Origin of the sequence: Bradyrhizobium sp. 153, assembly GCF_023073835.1 — a bacterium.
Lineage (GTDB): Bacteria > Pseudomonadota > Alphaproteobacteria > Rhizobiales > Xanthobacteraceae > Bradyrhizobium.
The window spans coordinates 85,148-100,153 of sequence record NZ_JADPKH010000146.1 but is presented as its reverse complement, the minus strand read 5'-3'; the positions used below and the strand labels follow the sequence as shown (position 1 = coordinate 100,153).

Sequence of the window (15,006 nt, the reverse complement as noted above, 5' to 3'; positions counted from 1 at the left end):
CAGATCAACCGCCAACCAGGCGCGGATAGAATAGCGTTTCTTCCGCGGTCGGGTCGAACGATCTGATACGGGTGACCTCGCCGGGCCCGGTTCGCAGCGCCGCAGTGAAGCCGGCTCCGGTCAGCTCCCGAAAGCGCCGTTCGGCTCGCGCCAGCGCTTCGGCATTGCCAGGATCAAACTCGTGGCGTGTATCGCCGGTCTGGTCCATCACGATCTGGGTTGCCATATTGAGTCTCCTCATGCCCACCCCTGAACCTGATCAAAGCAAACCTCGTGCCCTCAGTTCCTGATGGCAACAACTTTCTCGCATCGACGCATCACGCCTTGCTGAACGGCTTAGCGCAATGCTGCCGCCCCTCCTCCCTCATCGATCTGCCGGCCCATCAGCGCGATCGCTTTCTGATAGACGCCGGCAGCATTCCAAGCCTCGATGGCGGCGAAGTTCGGCTCGCCCGGCTGGTAACCGGCTCCTGCGCGCCAACCATGGGCTTTGAGGAAATTCGCCGTCGAATTCAGTGCGTTGGCAGCCACCTCGAGATTGCCGGTGCCATAGGCCAGGATGTTCTTGGGCATGAACTGGGTCTGGCCGACCTCGCCATGCATGGAGCCCCGGGTCGATCCCGAAAGCGTGCCGCGGTCGATCAGCTTCAAGGCGGCATACAGCTGGTCGGTGAAGAATTCGGGACGGCGGCAGTCGTAGGCGAGGGTCGCGATCGACGACAGCATGTTCTGGTTGCCGCGCTGGCTGCCGAAACCGGTCTCCATGCCCCAGATCGCGATCAGCGGCCCGGGCGGCACCCCGTAGCGCTGCTGGATCGAGGCGAACAAGGCGGCCTGCGACTGCTTGAGCTGCCTGCCTTTGGCAACGATGGTGGCGGCGCCGCGCTTGGCAAGGAACTGGTCGAGCGTCAGGGAAAAGCTGCGCTGGCCGCGATCGGCGGCGATGGTGGCGCTGGCATAATTGGTCTGCATTAAGGCCGAAAGCGCGGTGGGGCCAATGCCTTTGCCCTGCGCCTCCTGACTGAACTCGCGCTTCCAGGCCTCGAAGCCCGCCGGCGAGCTGCCGCATTGCGCAGCCTCGACCGTAGGTGCCAGGCAACCAAGCAGCACCATCGCGCCAAAAGCCGCCCCCGCAACAGCCCTGCCCCTGATCATATCCACTATCTCCCGTCCTGTACCGATCTGCGGCGCAATCTTACCCGCTCGGAGGCGCCGACTCCATGGCGCGATCATAGGACAAGTCCAGCCCGGCCAGATTACCCTCCTTCCGCCATGTGTCGAGCAGCCGCAGGAATGCCACCGGCCCGCGCCAATATTGGCTGTTTCTTGCCGCGATCGGATCGAACACGCCTTCATTATTGTAGTAGCCGGGCGTGCATTCGGCGAGATAGGTCTGCCGGCCGAGCGCGGCCTTGACGACTTCGTCGACCCAGGCCTTCTCGGCGGCGAGCGTCGGCTCCAGGGTTCGCGCCTTGCGCCTGCGCACTTCTGCGATCACATAGGCAATGTGCTGCGACTGCTCGTCGATGATGTGCGGAAAATTGGCGCTCTGACCGGCCTGCACCGTGACGATCAGGAAACAATTCGGGAAGCCGCGGCTATAGAAGCCGTGCAGCGTCTTGACGCCGTCGCGCCAGCGCTCGGACAGGCTGACGCCATCGCGGCCATAGACCTCAAAACCCATGCGGCGGGCGTAATCAGTGCCGACTTCGAAGCCGCTGGCATAGATCAGGCAATCGAGCTCGTAGGCCTTACCGTCGACCACGACCGCATTCTCGGTGATGCACTCGACGCCCTGCCCTTTGGTGTCGACGAGATGCACGTTGGGACGGTTGAAGGTGTCGAGATATTCGTCGTGGAAGCACGGCCGCTTGCAGAATGCCTTGTACCAGGGTTTGAGCGCCGCCGCGGCCGCCTCATCCTGCACGATCGTATCGACGCGGGCGCGGATCTCCTCCATCTTGCGGTAGTCGGCCTGCTCGATCACCCTGAGTGCCTCTTCCAGCGAGGTCACCGGCTGGGGCTGGCGGCGCGGCGCCAGCAGGATCTCGCCGAGCAGCCCGGTCCAACCGTCCTGGACCAGATCCCGTTCGACCGGTTCGCCGGAGATGACCGCGGTGAAATTGTCCATGCGCTCGCGCTGCCAGCCGGGCTTGAGGCTTTGCGCCCAGGCTTGATCCGTCGGACGGTCGTCGCGAACGCCGATAGCGGACGGTGTGCGCTGGAAAACGTAAAGCGCCTTTGCCGAGCGCCCGAGATGCGGCACGCATTGCACGGCGGTTGCGCCGGTGCCGATGATCCCGACGCGCTTGTCAGCGAGGCCGGTGAGATCGCCCTCTGCAGTGCCGCCAGTATACGCGTAGTCCCAGCGGCTGGTGTGAAAGCTGTGGCCTTTGAACGTCTCGATGCCGGGAATGCCGGGCAGCTTCGGCCGGCTCAGCGGACCGCCGGCGAGAATGACGAAGCGCGCGCAGATGCGATCGCCACGATCAGTCTCGACCAGCCAGCGCGCCTCCTGCTCCTGCCATTCCATCCGTGAGATGATCGTCTGAAACAGCGCACGCGCGTAGAGATCAAAATGACGACCGATGCGGCGGGAGTGCTCGTAGATCTCCGGAGCGCGCGCGTATTTGCGCACCGGCATGTAGCCGGTCTCCTCCAGGAGCGGCAGGTAGATGTAGCTTTCGGTATCGCAAGCAGCTCCGGGGTAGCGATTCCAGTACCAGGTGCCGCCGAAATCGGCGGCCTTTTCCACGATCCGGAAATCGTCAACGCCGGCCTCGCGAAGGCGCGCACCGCACAAGAGGCCGCCGAAGCCGCCACCGACGACGAGAACTTCGGTCGCTTCGCTGACAGGTGCGCGTGTGAGGCAGGGATCGGCCCAGGGATCGTCGAGATAGCGAGCGAAATCGCCGGTCACCTCGACATATTGTGCCTTGCCTTCGCTGCGCAAACGGCGGTCGCGCTCGTCGCGATAGCGCGCACGGAGGGCGGAGATATCGACGCTAGATTCCTTCGCCGCACCGGTCTTGTGTTTTTCCGCTGACATTCGTCTCCTCCACGGCAAACACCACTTCGCCGGCCGTTCGCTTGAAGTTAGCCCTGAAAAAGTGCGGCATGCAATCACGCGCCTTCTTTTTTGCGTGAACGTCGCGCGGCGTTCCGTTAACCTCGCGCGCAATCACAAGCGTAGGCCATGCAACGACGTGGCTGTGGAGGAGACCATGCAGGGGTTGATGATGGACATGCCGCTCCTGATCAGCGGCCTGATCCAGTATGCCGCCGACTACCACGGCGAGGCCGAGATCGTCGCGCGCGAGATCGAAGGCGACATCCATCGTTACACCTATGCTGATGCCCATCCGCGCATCAAGCGCATGGCGCTGGGCTTGAAGCGGCTCGGCATGAAGAAGGGCGACCGCGTCGGCACGCTGGCCTGGAACACGCACCGCCATTTCGAGATGTTCTATGCCGCTCCGGGCATGGGCTATGTGCTGCACACCGTCAACCCGCGGCTGTTTCCGGAACAGCTCGTTTACATCATCAATCACGCCGAAGACCGCCTGCTGTTCATCGACCGTGCCACGCTGCCGATCGTCGAGGCGATCGCGCCGCAACTATCGACGATCGAGGCCTACGTCGTGATGTCCTCGCGCGAACGGATGCCGGAGACGAAGCTGCCGAACCTCCGTTGCTATGAAGAGCTTCTGGACAAGGAGAACGAAGCCAGCTTCGCCTGGCCCGAGTTCGACGAAAAGTCCGCCTCCACCATCTGCTACACGTCGGGCACGACCGGTAATCCCAAGGGCGTGATCTATTCGCACCGCGCCGCGATCTTGCAGACCATGACCTGCTGCAGTTTCGACTTCCTGCCGGGCCATGTCGAAGGCGTGCGCGAGGTGATGATGCCGATGGCGCCGCTGTTTCACGGCAACGGCTGGAACATGCCGTTCACCGCGCCCTATACCGGCTCCAAGCTGGTGCTGCCCGGCCGCAATTACGAGCCCGACAAGCTCTATGAGTTGCTCGAAGGCGAGAAGGTGACGCTGTCGGCGGGCGTGCCGAGCTTCTGGCTGATCCTGCTCGACTGGCTCGGGCGCACCGGCAACAAATTCTCGACGCTGCGCGCAACGTTATCGTCGGGTTCGGCGCCGCCGCGCGCGATGGTCGAGAAGCTCAAGCGCGACTACAATATCGACTACGTCCAGGCCTGGGGCATGACCGAGGCCTTGGGCTGCTCGATGCCGGGCCTGCGGCCGGGCTCGGAGCACCTCAGCGACAAGCAGAAGTTCGACCGGCGCCAGGTGTCCGGCCGCGCCTGCTTCGGCACCACCTTGCGCATCGTCGATGATGCCGGAAATGAATTGCCGCGCGACGGCAAGACCGTCGGCCATCTGCGCGCTCGCGGCCCCTGGGTCGCCTCCGGCTACATGAAGCTCGACGAAGGCCTCGACCGCGACGGCTGGCTGATCACTGGCGACATGGCGGTGATCGACAGTCAAGGCCACGTCACGTTGACCGATCGCTCCAAAGACGTGATCAAGTCCGGCGGCGAATGGATCTCCTCAATCCAGCTCGAGGACGTCGCCTTGTCTCATCCCGATGTGCTTCAGGCCGCCGTGGTGGCGATATCGCACGAGAAGTGGCAGGAGCGTCCCCTGCTCCTCGTCGTCCGCAAGAAGGGCGCGACCGTCGACGGCAAGGCCCTGCTCGACCACATGCGCCCCAAGATTGCGAGCTGGTGCCTGCCGGACGCGGTCGAATTTTTGGACGAATTCCCGATGACCGGCACCGGCAAGGTGCTCAAATCCGCGCTGCGCGAAAAGTTCAGGGAATACCGCGTCGCTTGAACCGATGGCCGATCAGGCCTGGGTTCATTCCGTGCGCGGTCTTCACCTTTTGGTTAATCCGCAGGCGATATATCCGGGTGTCGCTAACCCCTCATCGAGGATCCCATGGCGTTTTCCGGATTGGGCCTGCATCTCGGCAATCTCTCGCGGCTGTCGCATGCGCAGACGCGCTCAATCAGCCCCGAGAACTTTACCGGCGAGAAGGGTAAGGGCGGCATGTCCGTCGACGGCCCCGCTGCGCGTCAGGCCCGCGATCTCGGCCAGGGCTGGAAGGTCTCGCCCTACGTCGTCATCGAGCCCGGCGCGACCTTCACGCTGGCCGACATCGAAGGCCAGGGCGCAGTCCAGCAGATCTGGATGACGCTGGCGCGCGGACGCCTGCGTCACTCGATCCTGCGCGTATATTGGGATGATCAAACGCTGCCGAGCGTCGAATGCCCAGCCGGCGATTTCTTCGCCTGCGGATGGGAAGAGTTTGCGCAGGTGTCCTCGCTCGCTGTCTGCGTCAATCCCGGGCGCGCCTTCAACTGCTACTGGGAGATGCCGTTCCGCAGGCGCGCGCGCGTCACGCTGGAGAACCGCAGCGAGGAGCAGCTCACCGCCTACTACCAGATCAACTACACCCTGACCGACGTCCCCGAGGATTGCGCCTATTTCCATGCCCAGTTCAGGCGCACCAATCCGCTGCCGTACAAGGAAGTCTATACCATCCTCGACGGCATCAGCGGCGCCGGCCATTACGTCGGCACCTACATGGCCTGGGGCGTCAACAACAATGGCTGGTGGGGCGAAGGCGAGATCAAATTCTACATCGACGGCGACAGCGCATTCCCGACGATTTGCGGCACCGGCACTGAGGACTATTTCTGCGGCGCCTACAATTTCGATCCCTATGTCGCCCATTCCGGCCAAGGACCGGCGCAGCGATCGCGCTACCAGGAGTTCACGACGCCCTATGCCGGCCTGCCGCAGGTGATCCGCCCCGACGGTGTCTACAAGTCGCAACAGCGCTTCGGCCTATATCGCTGGCACATCCCCGATCCCGTGCGCTTCCGCTCCGACCTGCGCGTGACCATCCAGGCGCTCGGCTGGCTGCCGGGCGTCACGGAGGCGAAATACCTGCCATTGCAGGATGACATCGCCTCGGTCGCGTTCTGGTACCAGACGTTGCCGACCGCGCCTTTCCCCAAGCTTCCGGGGCCCGATTATCTCGAAATCGGCTGATCCAGCCGACGTCCACCGATCAAGGAGACGAAAGATGCTCTACCCGATGTCGCCAAAAGCCGTCGAGCTCAATCGCAAGCTCGAGAGCTTCATGGACCGGCACATCTATCCGAACGAGGAGCGCTTCTATCGCGAGGCCGAAGAACTTGGACCGTGGAAGGTCTAGCCGTCGAGGAGCTGAAGCCGCTGGCGCGCACCGAAGGTCTACGCATTGGGATCGCAGTCTAATCGACGCTTGGCGGTTCCTGGATGGATGCAGATGCGCGCTGCTTCGAAATTCCTTCGAGTATCGCTCCGAAGATTATAATCGGCAGATAGAATGCAAGCATGATCGTATTCCTCCCGCTGTGACAACCTTGACCTACAGGTCAAGTTCCTCGAATTGACACTCGTCGCTTGCATAGCAAGCGACCCGAACCGCCGCGAATATCAGGAACGCATCGCATCAATCGCATGAGCGATCAGAACGACTGCGCTCGCCGCAATGAGAAACGCAAACAACCAACTCACGTCCGCCTCCAATCCCGGAAGTGAACGCGCTCATCCATGCACAGTCAAAAGCGATCGGGCCTGGAACCGCTATTCAGCGGCTCGCTGATGCCTCGCAGCAACAAGTGCATCCGCTGTCGGCCCTATCGGCAGAATGCCAAAAGGAGCAACGTGCCGACGACGCAGGCTGCTAGGACTAAAAACCAAACGCCCATACAGCTTCTCCGACTCACATACGCCAATCAGGATTAGCCCTACGATTTGGCATTGAAACGCTTGTTGCTGGTTTTCCCCAAGCCAAGCGTGATCCATCTGCTCGCTGCGTTAGTCCAATACCTCCACCGTCGCGGAACGTCGCGATATATCAGCGCTCGCTGGCGAGCTGATCCTCAGCCAGGCGCACTGTCTTCACCTCTTCTTACGGGAGAGGTGAAAGCTGCCCTCGCCTCAGTTCACCACATAAACATCAGGATCGGCGCTCGAGCTCGGCCTTTTGAACGCGTTGCGCAAGGCCGGTGACATCGGAACGTTGTAGTTGAGTCCGTTCGGTGGCGTTGGCGATTGCAGCCATTTCTTGTAGAGCACCTCGATCTCGGGGCTTGCATAAAGCTCCGCGGTGGCGCGATCGGCGAGTGCCTTAAACGGCGCATCCTCCCGCCGCAGCATGATCCCGTAAGGCTCCGGCTTCGAGAACGCCTCCTCGCTGATCATGTAGAGCTGCGGCTCCTTCGAACGCGCAATCGCAACCGCGAGCTGCACGTCATCGAGTGCGTAGGCCTGGGCGCGGTCGGTCTCCAGCAGCAGGAAGGCCTCGGCCTGGTCCTTGGCCGGCATCACGTTGATGCCGAGATTGCGCTCGGTATTGACCTTGGCGAGCTGCGTCAGGTTGACCGATCCGGCCACTGCGGTGACGGCCTTGCCCTTGAGATCGTCGATGGTGTTGATCTTCGCGGCTTTCTTCGCCGCGAACCGCGTCGCGCTGAGGAAATGCGTGTTGGTGAAGGCGACCTGTTTCTGGCGATCGGCATTGTTGGTGGTCGCCGAACAATGCAGATCGAGCGTGCCGTTCACCATCAGCGGAATCCGATTCGACGACGTCACCGCGAGAGTGTCGATGGCGATGTCGGGCATGCCGAGCTCCCGTTTCGCGGCGTCGACGATCCTGAGACAGATATCCATGGCAAAGCCGACCGGCTTCTGGTTGCCGTCGAGATAGCTGAACGGGACCGAGGCCTCCTGATAGCCCAGCGTGATCTTCTTCGTCTCCTTGATCTTCTGGAGCGTGCCCGACAGGTCTTCGGCTGAAGCTGCGGCTGCAACACATGTGACGGCCAGGAGAATAGTCGGTAGACGCATCGGGGGCTCCTCAAGAGATCATCGCGCCGGCGCGCAATCATACAAGGTGATAGCCCAGAGCTGGAACGATCACCAGATCAGGTGCCGTCTACCAGCTATCGCGCTTTTCGATGTACCGCAGCGCCAGGAAAGCGTCATGCCCCCTTTACCCGCAGGTGAGCTGCTGCTCGAACCAGCCGGACAGTCGCTCCGACAACGGCAGCCACGTCCGCTGGAAGTTCGCGAACTTTCCGAGATTGGCGCGATACATGCCCCGCAGTTCGTCTTCGATCACCGGCAGATCGACGCCGGCGCAGGCGCCATCCCTCACGATCGTCCTGCCGGCGACGACGACCTCATTGACGAGCGACGCGTTGCCTCGTGCAAACAGCAGTACCATGGGATCGACGGGCATGATCTGGTCACGGTCGAGCCGGTCGAGATCAACCACGACGTAGTCGGCGGGATTGCCGGCGGCCAACTCGCCACTTCCGGGCGCACCGGTCGCGCGGCGGCCGTTGCGAATGGCGAGAGCAAACATCTCGGCCGCTGTCCAAGTCTGCTTGAACCCGAGGCCGCCATGAACCATCTGCACCAGCCGCATCTCACGTAGAATATCGTCATCCTCGTCCAGCGCCAGCCCGTCGACGCCGACCGCAATGGCGCAGCCGCATTTATGGGCGGCGGCAATCGGCGCGAGCCCCGAGCGCAGATGCATGTTCGAGCTGAAATTGGTGACAATGCGCGCGCCGGCCGCCGCGATCATCTCCAGCTCATCCGGCCGGGCGTAGATGCAATGCGCCAGCGTCAGCCGTTCCGAGAGAAAGCCAATGTCGCGCAGCCAGCTCACCATATCCGGGAAGTGCTGATCAACCCAGGCGCGCTGGTACACGGTTTCCAGGAGATGCATATGGATGCGACGGCCGGTCCGCGCCGAGCTTTCCGCCACCGCTTCCAGCAGCGGCTTCGAGCACCATTGCACGCCGGCGGGCCCGAGCTGGACGTCGACCATGGGGCCGGCGATGGCAGCGGCAATCGCGTCGGTCAGCTCGATATAGGCCCGCGGTGACATCGGTGCGCGGACGAAGATATCTTCGATGGTCTTGCGACCGTCCTTGGAGAGACCCGAGAGCACCGGTTCGGCATCGCCATAGACGATCGGGTTCTGGTCGCGCACCGCCATCGCAAAAGCAATGCGGATGCCGACGTCGGACGCCGCTCTTGCAATGGCCTTGGCTTCGTCCAGCAGGGGCATCATGCCGCTCGGACGGGTGTAATGCACCATCACGGCCGCGCAGCCCGCCTTGGCCGACCGAGCCAATGCGGACGCCGCGGCCAAATATGGGTCGACCGGCGTGCCGAGTGCAGTCCGCAGGATCCAGCTTTCCAGAGGCATGCCGACGGCGCCGAAGGATGACGCAGTGGCGCGGGCGTGGTCGTGGGCGTTGACGAAGGCGGGAATGACGAAGGAGCGCCGGCCCCTGGCGGTCCCCGCTCCTTCCGAGACATCCGTGATCGTCCCACCGTCGTGCCGGAGCACGACATTGTCGCCAACGCCGCGGTCAGGACCACGGAACAGGCTGGACGCCGAGATTTCCGCGGCCATCACCGTCTCTCCAAGGATCAGTTGGCCGTGTACACCAACTCCCGCTCCGCGCGCGGCGGCAGGAATTCGCGTGAGAACACCTCTGCCGGCGTCGGCGCGCGGGCGAGTTGGTAACCCTCGACCACGATGGCGATGGCGCGCGTCATGCGGTCATCCTTGATGTCGCCGATGCCGATCTCCTTCATCTCCGGCGACACGATCAGCTTCTCGAACGAATATTGCAGCCGGCGCTTCTCGACATCCGCATTGATGAGATTGTCGTAGTTGAGCGCCGCCTTCATGCCGCCGTTCTGGTCCTTGGCCACCGCGATCGCGCCTTTGTTGATGGCTCGCACGAGGCTCGCGACAGCCTTCGGATTCGAGGCGATCAGCTTGCGCGACACCATCACGCCGTTGGAATAGAGATCGAGGCCGTACTCACCGAAGGAGAACCACTTGAAATCCTTGTCCGGGTCCTGGCGGTTGAGCACGAGGTTGAAGTAGCTGGTGATATTGAAGACGAGCGCTGCGTCGATATCGCCCTTGATCAGCATCGGCTCCTGGAGGTTCGGCGCCATATTGGAAATCTTGATCTTCTCGCCATCGAGCCCGTTCTTGCGGGTGAATACCGGCAGCAGCCGCGTCGTCGGCGTGCCCTGCGCGCCTCCGAGCGTGCGGCCCTCGAAATCCTTGATGGTGTTGATGCCGCTTGACTTCTTGGCGACGATCGCGAACGGCGGCTGGTTCCACATCATGTAGACCATGATCGGCGCCTCCTGCGGCTTGGTCGAGGCGTTCTGGATGATGGCGTTGACGTCGCCGAAGCCCGCGTCATAGGCGCCCGACATGACACGCGTGACGGTGGCACCGGAGCCCTCGCCCTGGTCGATGACGACGTTGAGGCCTTCCTCTTTGAAGTAACCGTTGTCCTTGGCGTAGAAGAACGCGGCGTCGCTGCCTTGCGTCTTCCAGCCCAGCGTGAACTTGATCGTGGTGTCTTCGGCCATGGCGACGCCAGCGGATAGGGCCAATCCCAGCAGCGCGACAATTACGTTTCTCAACATCGAGATCTCCTCAAGCTCCGTTGCGTGACGATTTGAAAATCAGGTGGCGATCACGTCGTTCTTGCGCGTGGCCCAGCCGGTGACCCGCCCTTCAATCAGCGAGAACACGGCGTAGAGCGCGACGCCGAGCCCGGCGAGCACGAACAGCCCGGCGAACACCAGCGGCACGTTGAAATTGGAGGACGCGGTCATCATGACGTTGCCTATGCCGCGGTTGGAGGCGACCGTCTCCGACAGAACCGCGCCGACGAAGGCGTAGGAGATCGCGACTTTCAGCGATGCGAAGAAGAACGGCATGGTCCGGGGCAGACCGACGTTCCAGAGAATGTCGAACTTGCTGGCGCCGAGCGCCTTCAGGACGTCCTCGAGCTCGGGCTCGGTGGTTGCCAGACCCGTGGCAATGTTGACAACGATCGGGAAAAAGCAAATCGACAGCGCGGTCAGCACCGCGGGCACCGTGCCGGAGCCGAACCACAGCACGAAGATCGGCACCACCGCGACCTTGGGGATCGAGGAGAAGCCGATCAGGAGCGGATAGCAGGTGTCATAGGCCGTCTTGGAGACGCCGATGACGGCGCCGAGGGCGACACCGAGCGCAACGCCGAGGACGAAGCCGAACATGGTGGTGGCCAGCGTCTGCACGATGTGCGGCCACAGCACCGGGAAACGCTGAAACAGGGTCACGAACACCTGCGAGGGCCGCGGCAGCACCAGGTCGGACATGCCGGTCATCAGGCAGAACAGCTCCCAGGCGACGAAGAACAGCACGATCAGTCCCGCCGACCACGCCTTCTGCCTGACATCGATCCCGAACATCAGCCTGCCCCCTGCTCAGCCGCGCTGCGCGCATCCTCGATGAAGGCGCGCAGCTTCTGGTTCAACGCGACGAAATCCGGCTCGAAGGTCATGGCGACCGTGCGCGGCCGCGCGAATTCGACCCGGCTGTCGTCGAGGATGCGGCCGGGACGCGCGCTCATCACGCAGATGCGGCTCGCAAGAAAGCCGGCTTCGCGCAAATCGTGCGTGACCAGCAGTACTGTCGGCTTGCGCGTCATCCAGAGATTCTGGAGGATCGTCCACAGCTCCTCGCGGGTGAACTGGTCGAGTGCGCCGAAGGGCTCATCCAGCAGCAGCATGCGCGGCTCGTGGATCAGCGCGCGGCAGAGATTGGCGCGCTGGAGCATGCCGCCGGAGAGCTGCCAGGGATAATGATTGCCGAAGCCTTTGAGGCCGACCTGCTCCAGCAGCGCGTTGGCCTTGTCGCGGAATTCGGTCTTGCGCAGCTTGCGGAAGTTGGAGCGGAACGGCTCGACGATCTTCAGCGGCAGCATGATGTTTCGCTCGATCGTCATCCACGGAAGCATGGTCGGATTCTGGAAAGCCATGCCGACCCGCATCGCCCGCGCTGCCACCTCGCGGCCGCCGACGATGACGACGCCGCTGGTCGGCTGCACCAGGCCGCTGACGAGACGTAAGATGGTCGATTTGCCGCATCCCGACGGGCCGACCAGCGCGACAAACTCGCCGTCGGCGATCCGGAGCGTCGTCTTCGACAGCGCGGACACGGCCCGGTCGCCGCGCCCGAAGGTCACGGCGGCCTCGGACAGCTGGATGGCGATCGGACCGAAGCCGTCAGGAACAGGCTGGCGGTCAAATTGGGCGTTGGGCTGCATGCGCATCACAGCCAAAGTGTATGCAAGCTAGATGCCAGTCGCCGACGTCCGCAGAATTAAGCAACTTACCGAACAGCGTACCAAAATTGTGGTCCCGATTTAGGCAATCGCGACACCAAACTGCATGCAATTGAAGCGCTGGATCAGCGCAGGGTGTGCTAAGGAGAGGGCTGCGACCCTACTCCGAAGGATTCGCCGAATGGCGGCGCGCCCCACCAGCAAGACTTATGAATCATCTGACAAGGTCGGCGTGATTTGCCGCGCACTACGGCGCGCGATCATCGAGCAGGCGCTGGAACCCGGCGCAAAGCTGCCTGAGGACTCGCTCGGCGAGCGCTTTGGCGTCAGCCGCACCATTGCCCGCCACGCGCTGGGGCAGCTCGCCGCCGAAGGCCTTGTCGAGCTGCGCCGCAACCGAATCGCGGTGGTGGCGACGCCGAGCTGGCAGGAGGCGCGAGATGCCTTTGACATCCGCATCCAGCTCGAGCGGCTCGTGGTCCGCCAGCTCGCGGGCAAGCTGACCAAAAGCCAGATCGCCGAGCTGAACGCGCACGTCGATGCCGAGGACCGGGCGCGCGGCGGCACGGATGCGGTCTCGATCCGGCTCGCCACCGAATTTCACATCCTGCTCGCGCAGATGACGAACAGTCCGATCCTGGTGCGCTATGTCAGCGAGGTCGCCTATCGCTGCTGCCTGACGCTGTCGCTGTACAGCCGGCCGCATTCGACGGAATGCGCGATCAACGAGCACCGCGCCATCATTGCTGCGCTCGCCAAAGGCGACGAAGCCAAGGTGATGGAATTGATGCACCATCACCTCGATTCCGTAGCCAATCGGGCATTAGTCGCCCCTGCCCCGCTACGCGGCCGTGACCTCCTCGACATTCTCGCGCCCTATGCCGATGAGGTGGCGAGCGACCGCGTCGTTAAGCTGCCGAAAATCGCGCGCAGGAGTTAGGCCTCGATGCCGCGCTGGACCAGAATGCGCTCGGCGCTGTCGTTCCAGACGTCCATCTTGACGATCTGCCCGCTCTTGACGACGAAGCGATCGACATAGCGATTGCCCTCGAACGGCGTGCCGTCCATCCACTCGCCATAGAGCGTGCCAACGCTGTAGACGATCGTCTCGTCCGCACCGGGACAGACATCGAACCGGTCCATCTTCTTTTTCACCCAGCGATAGCGCTTGGCGTTGAAAGCTGTCGGACCGCGCGGATGATCGAACTCACGTCCGCCGGTGAATGTGATCACCGTGCCCGGCTTCATATAGGTCGCGGCGGCATCTGGATCGGGTTTCATCGAGGCCGTCAGATAGGCCTCGACGATCTTGGCATCGGTCATCGGCAGTTCGGCTTTTGCAAAGGCGGACATAGCGGGTTCTCCGGCTCTCGACATCTTACAGCTCGCGCCGTGAACTGCATGCATATTTTTTGAACAATTTAGCGGCAGAACTGCACACAATTCGGTACTGCCCGCCCCAGCAGCTTCCGCTAGGCTCTGACAGCAAAATCCGACGAAGCCATGATCACCCAGTCCGCCTTCGACCTGATCTTTCGTGACGCGCAGTTGCGATCATCCGCCGCACCCGTCGATATCGGCGTGAAAGGCGGGCGTATTGCCGCGATCGAGCCAAAGCTCGCCTGCGACGCGCCCGAGGTCGATCTCGGCGGCCGCCTTGCCTTGCCCGGGTTCGTCGATACCCACATCCATCTCGACAAAGCCTGCCTGCTCGGCCGCTGTGGGCACGATCACGGCAGTGTTTCGGACGCTATCCGCGCCGTGGCCGGGATGAAGCGCGATTTCACCGTCGAGGACGTCTATGCCCGCGGCGCCCGGGTTCTCGAGCGCGCGATCGTGCACGGCACGACCCGCATGCGCACTCATGTCGAGATCGATCCGCGCATCGCCTTGCGCGGCTTCGAGGCGGTCAAGGCGCTGAAGCGCGATTATGCCTGGGCGATCGACCTGTCGCTCTGCGTCTTCCCGCAGGAAGGCCTGACCAACGACCCCGGAGCTGAGGAGTTGCTGATCCAGGCGCTGCGCGACGGCGGCGAGGTGATCGGCGGCTGTCCCTATATGGATACCGACCCGAACGCCCATCTCGAACGCATCTTCGATCTCGCCGAGACGTTCGACGCCGATGTCGATCTCCATCTCGATTTCGATCTCGATCCCTCTTGGTGGCATCTCGACGAGGTCTGCCGCCAGACCGAACGGCGCAAGTATGGGGGACGCGTCGCGATCGGCCACGCCACAAAGCTCTCGGCACTGCCGCCCGAGCGGATGAAGGCGGCCACCGCGCAGCTGGCGGCATCAGGCGTTGCGGTGACCGTGCTGCCCGCCACCGATCTCTATTTGATGGGACGGGAGGCCACCCACAATGCGCCGCGCGGTCTGACGCTCGCCCACAAGCTGGCCGACAATGGGCTCGTGTGCTCGGTTGCCACCAACAATGTCCTCAATCCGTTCACGCCGTTCGGCGACGCTTCGCTGCTGCGGATGGCAAACTTCTATGCCAACGTCGCCCACGCCGCCGTGAGCGATTTCGACACCTGCCTCGATCTCGTGACCGAGCTGCCGGCGCGGCTGATGAACCTTGGCGATTACGGCATCAAGGTCGGCAACCCCGCCGATCTCGTCGTGCTCGATACGCAAGACAGCCGCTTCGCCGTCGCGGAGCTGCCTGACTTGGTGATGGGCTTCAAGGCTGGCCGACAGACATTTGAGCGGCAGCGGCCGAATCTGTTCCGCCCCCAGAGCTGATGTCGCGACACCGCAGGGTCGCT

Annotated in this window: 14 protein-coding genes; 5 read left to right on the top strand and 9 right to left on the bottom strand. The window is 62.9% G+C overall.

The features are described 5' to 3' along the window. Window positions 1–4: 4 nt before the first annotated feature. The 3 genes from IVA91_RS32830 to IVA91_RS32820 all read right to left on the bottom strand — a co-directional run bounded on the left by IVA91_RS32830 (window position 5) and on the right by IVA91_RS32820 (window position 3,049). A complete protein-coding gene (locus IVA91_RS32830) occupies window positions 5–226 on the bottom strand; it encodes a hypothetical protein (protein ID WP_091888574.1) in 222 nt (73 codons plus the stop codon). Between the two features lie 110 nt (window positions 227–336). Continuing rightward, window positions 337–1,155, bottom strand: coding sequence for a lytic murein transglycosylase (locus IVA91_RS32825; RefSeq protein WP_247276881.1), 819 nt, complete (start codon window positions 1,153–1,155; stop codon window positions 337–339). Between the two features lie 40 nt (window positions 1,156–1,195). Next, window positions 1,196–3,049 carry an NAD(P)/FAD-dependent oxidoreductase gene (locus IVA91_RS32820; protein WP_247420217.1) on the bottom strand — a complete coding sequence of 618 codons (1,854 nt, stop codon included), beginning with the start codon at window positions 3,047–3,049 and terminating at the stop codon, window positions 1,196–1,198. 175 nt (window positions 3,050–3,224) lie between these two features. On the opposite strand from IVA91_RS32820, the gene IVA91_RS32815 reads away from it, so the two are divergent. The 3 genes from IVA91_RS32815 (at window position 3,225) to IVA91_RS36920 (ending at window position 6,240) form a co-directional block, all read left to right on the top strand. Next, window positions 3,225–4,850: a long-chain fatty acid--CoA ligase gene (locus IVA91_RS32815; RefSeq protein ID WP_247276879.1), complete on the top strand. Its 1,626-nt coding sequence runs from the start codon at window positions 3,225–3,227 to the stop codon at window positions 4,848–4,850. Window positions 4,851–4,955: 105 nt separating this feature from the next. After that, complete coding sequence (locus IVA91_RS32810; protein WP_247276878.1) at window positions 4,956–6,074, top strand: glycoside hydrolase family 172 protein; 1,119 nt, start codon at window positions 4,956–4,958, stop codon at window positions 6,072–6,074. Window positions 6,075–6,108: 34 nt separating this feature from the next. After that, a complete protein-coding gene (locus tag IVA91_RS36920) occupies window positions 6,109–6,240 on the top strand; it encodes a hypothetical protein (protein ID WP_256464572.1) in 132 nt (43 codons plus the stop codon). Window positions 6,241–7,010: 770 nt separating this feature from the next. On the opposite strand, the gene IVA91_RS32805 is transcribed toward IVA91_RS36920, so the two are convergent. The 5 genes from IVA91_RS32805 to IVA91_RS32785 all read right to left on the bottom strand — a co-directional run bounded on the left by IVA91_RS32805 (window position 7,011) and on the right by IVA91_RS32785 (window position 12,220). Continuing rightward, entirely contained in the window at window positions 7,011–7,919 is a 909-nt protein-coding gene (locus IVA91_RS32805) for an amino acid ABC transporter substrate-binding protein (RefSeq protein ID WP_247276877.1), read from the bottom strand. A 145-nt stretch (window positions 7,920–8,064) separates the two neighbouring features. Further along, a complete protein-coding gene (locus IVA91_RS32800) occupies window positions 8,065–9,504 on the bottom strand; it encodes an amidohydrolase family protein (protein WP_247420221.1) in 1,440 nt (479 codons plus the stop codon). Between the two features lie 17 nt (window positions 9,505–9,521). Then, window positions 9,522–10,547: an ABC transporter substrate-binding protein gene (locus tag IVA91_RS32795; protein ID WP_247276875.1), complete on the bottom strand. Its 1,026-nt coding sequence runs from the start codon at window positions 10,545–10,547 to the stop codon at window positions 9,522–9,524. Window positions 10,548–10,586: 39 nt separating this feature from the next. Beyond that, window positions 10,587–11,363 (bottom strand): ABC transporter permease, encoded by a 777-nt coding sequence (locus IVA91_RS32790; RefSeq protein WP_247276874.1) that lies wholly within the window; start codon window positions 11,361–11,363, stop codon window positions 10,587–10,589. Beyond that, window positions 11,363–12,220: an ABC transporter ATP-binding protein gene (locus IVA91_RS32785; RefSeq protein ID WP_247276873.1), complete on the bottom strand. Its 858-nt coding sequence runs from the start codon at window positions 12,218–12,220 to the stop codon at window positions 11,363–11,365. The genes IVA91_RS32790 and IVA91_RS32785 overlap by 1 nt, the downstream gene beginning before the upstream one ends. 199 nt (window positions 12,221–12,419) lie before the next feature. Between IVA91_RS32785 and IVA91_RS32780 the strand changes: the two genes are divergently transcribed. Then, a complete protein-coding gene (locus IVA91_RS32780) occupies window positions 12,420–13,178 on the top strand; it encodes a GntR family transcriptional regulator (RefSeq protein ID WP_247276872.1) in 759 nt (252 codons plus the stop codon). On the opposite strand, the gene IVA91_RS32775 is transcribed toward IVA91_RS32780, so the two are convergent. Next, entirely contained in the window at window positions 13,175–13,591 is a 417-nt protein-coding gene (locus IVA91_RS32775; RefSeq protein WP_247304557.1) for a nuclear transport factor 2 family protein, read from the bottom strand. The genes IVA91_RS32780 and IVA91_RS32775 overlap by 4 nt on opposite strands. Before the next feature lie 150 nt (window positions 13,592–13,741). Here IVA91_RS32775 and IVA91_RS32770 point away from each other — a divergent pair, with 150 nt between their 5' ends. After that, window positions 13,742–14,983, top strand: a complete 1,242-nt coding sequence (locus IVA91_RS32770; RefSeq protein WP_247276870.1) for an amidohydrolase family protein — start codon at window positions 13,742–13,744, stop codon at window positions 14,981–14,983. Window positions 14,984–15,006: the final 23 nt, after the last annotated feature.

Coding starts and splice junctions, on each gene's coding strand:
- IVA91_RS32825 (WP_247276881.1), bottom strand. CDS start 1,155: ATGATCAGGGGCAGGGCTGTTGCGGGGGCGGCTTTTGGCGCGATGGTG.
- IVA91_RS32830 (WP_091888574.1), bottom strand. CDS start 226: ATGGCAACCCAGATCGTGATGGACCAGACCGGCGATACACGCCACGAG.
- IVA91_RS32770 (WP_247276870.1), top strand. CDS start 13,742: ATGATCACCCAGTCCGCCTTCGACCTGATCTTTCGTGACGCGCAGTTG.
- IVA91_RS36920 (WP_256464572.1), top strand. CDS start 6,109: ATGCTCTACCCGATGTCGCCAAAAGCCGTCGAGCTCAATCGCAAGCTC.
- IVA91_RS32810 (WP_247276878.1), top strand. CDS start 4,956: ATGGCGTTTTCCGGATTGGGCCTGCATCTCGGCAATCTCTCGCGGCTG.
- IVA91_RS32820 (WP_247420217.1), bottom strand. CDS start 3,049: ATGTCAGCGGAAAAACACAAGACCGGTGCGGCGAAGGAATCTAGCGTC.
- IVA91_RS32805 (WP_247276877.1), bottom strand. CDS start 7,919: ATGCGTCTACCGACTATTCTCCTGGCCGTCACATGTGTTGCAGCCGCA.
- IVA91_RS32800 (WP_247420221.1), bottom strand. CDS start 9,504: ATGGCCGCGGAAATCTCGGCGTCCAGCCTGTTCCGTGGTCCTGACCGC.
- IVA91_RS32780 (WP_247276872.1), top strand. CDS start 12,420: ATGGCGGCGCGCCCCACCAGCAAGACTTATGAATCATCTGACAAGGTC.
- IVA91_RS32785 (WP_247276873.1), bottom strand. CDS start 12,220: ATGCAGCCCAACGCCCAATTTGACCGCCAGCCTGTTCCTGACGGCTTC.
- IVA91_RS32795 (WP_247276875.1), bottom strand. CDS start 10,547: ATGTTGAGAAACGTAATTGTCGCGCTGCTGGGATTGGCCCTATCCGCT.
- IVA91_RS32790 (WP_247276874.1), bottom strand. CDS start 11,363: ATGTTCGGGATCGATGTCAGGCAGAAGGCGTGGTCGGCGGGACTGATC.
- IVA91_RS32815 (WP_247276879.1), top strand. CDS start 3,225: ATGCAGGGGTTGATGATGGACATGCCGCTCCTGATCAGCGGCCTGATC.
- IVA91_RS32775 (WP_247304557.1), bottom strand. CDS start 13,591: ATGTCCGCCTTTGCAAAAGCCGAACTGCCGATGACCGATGCCAAGATC.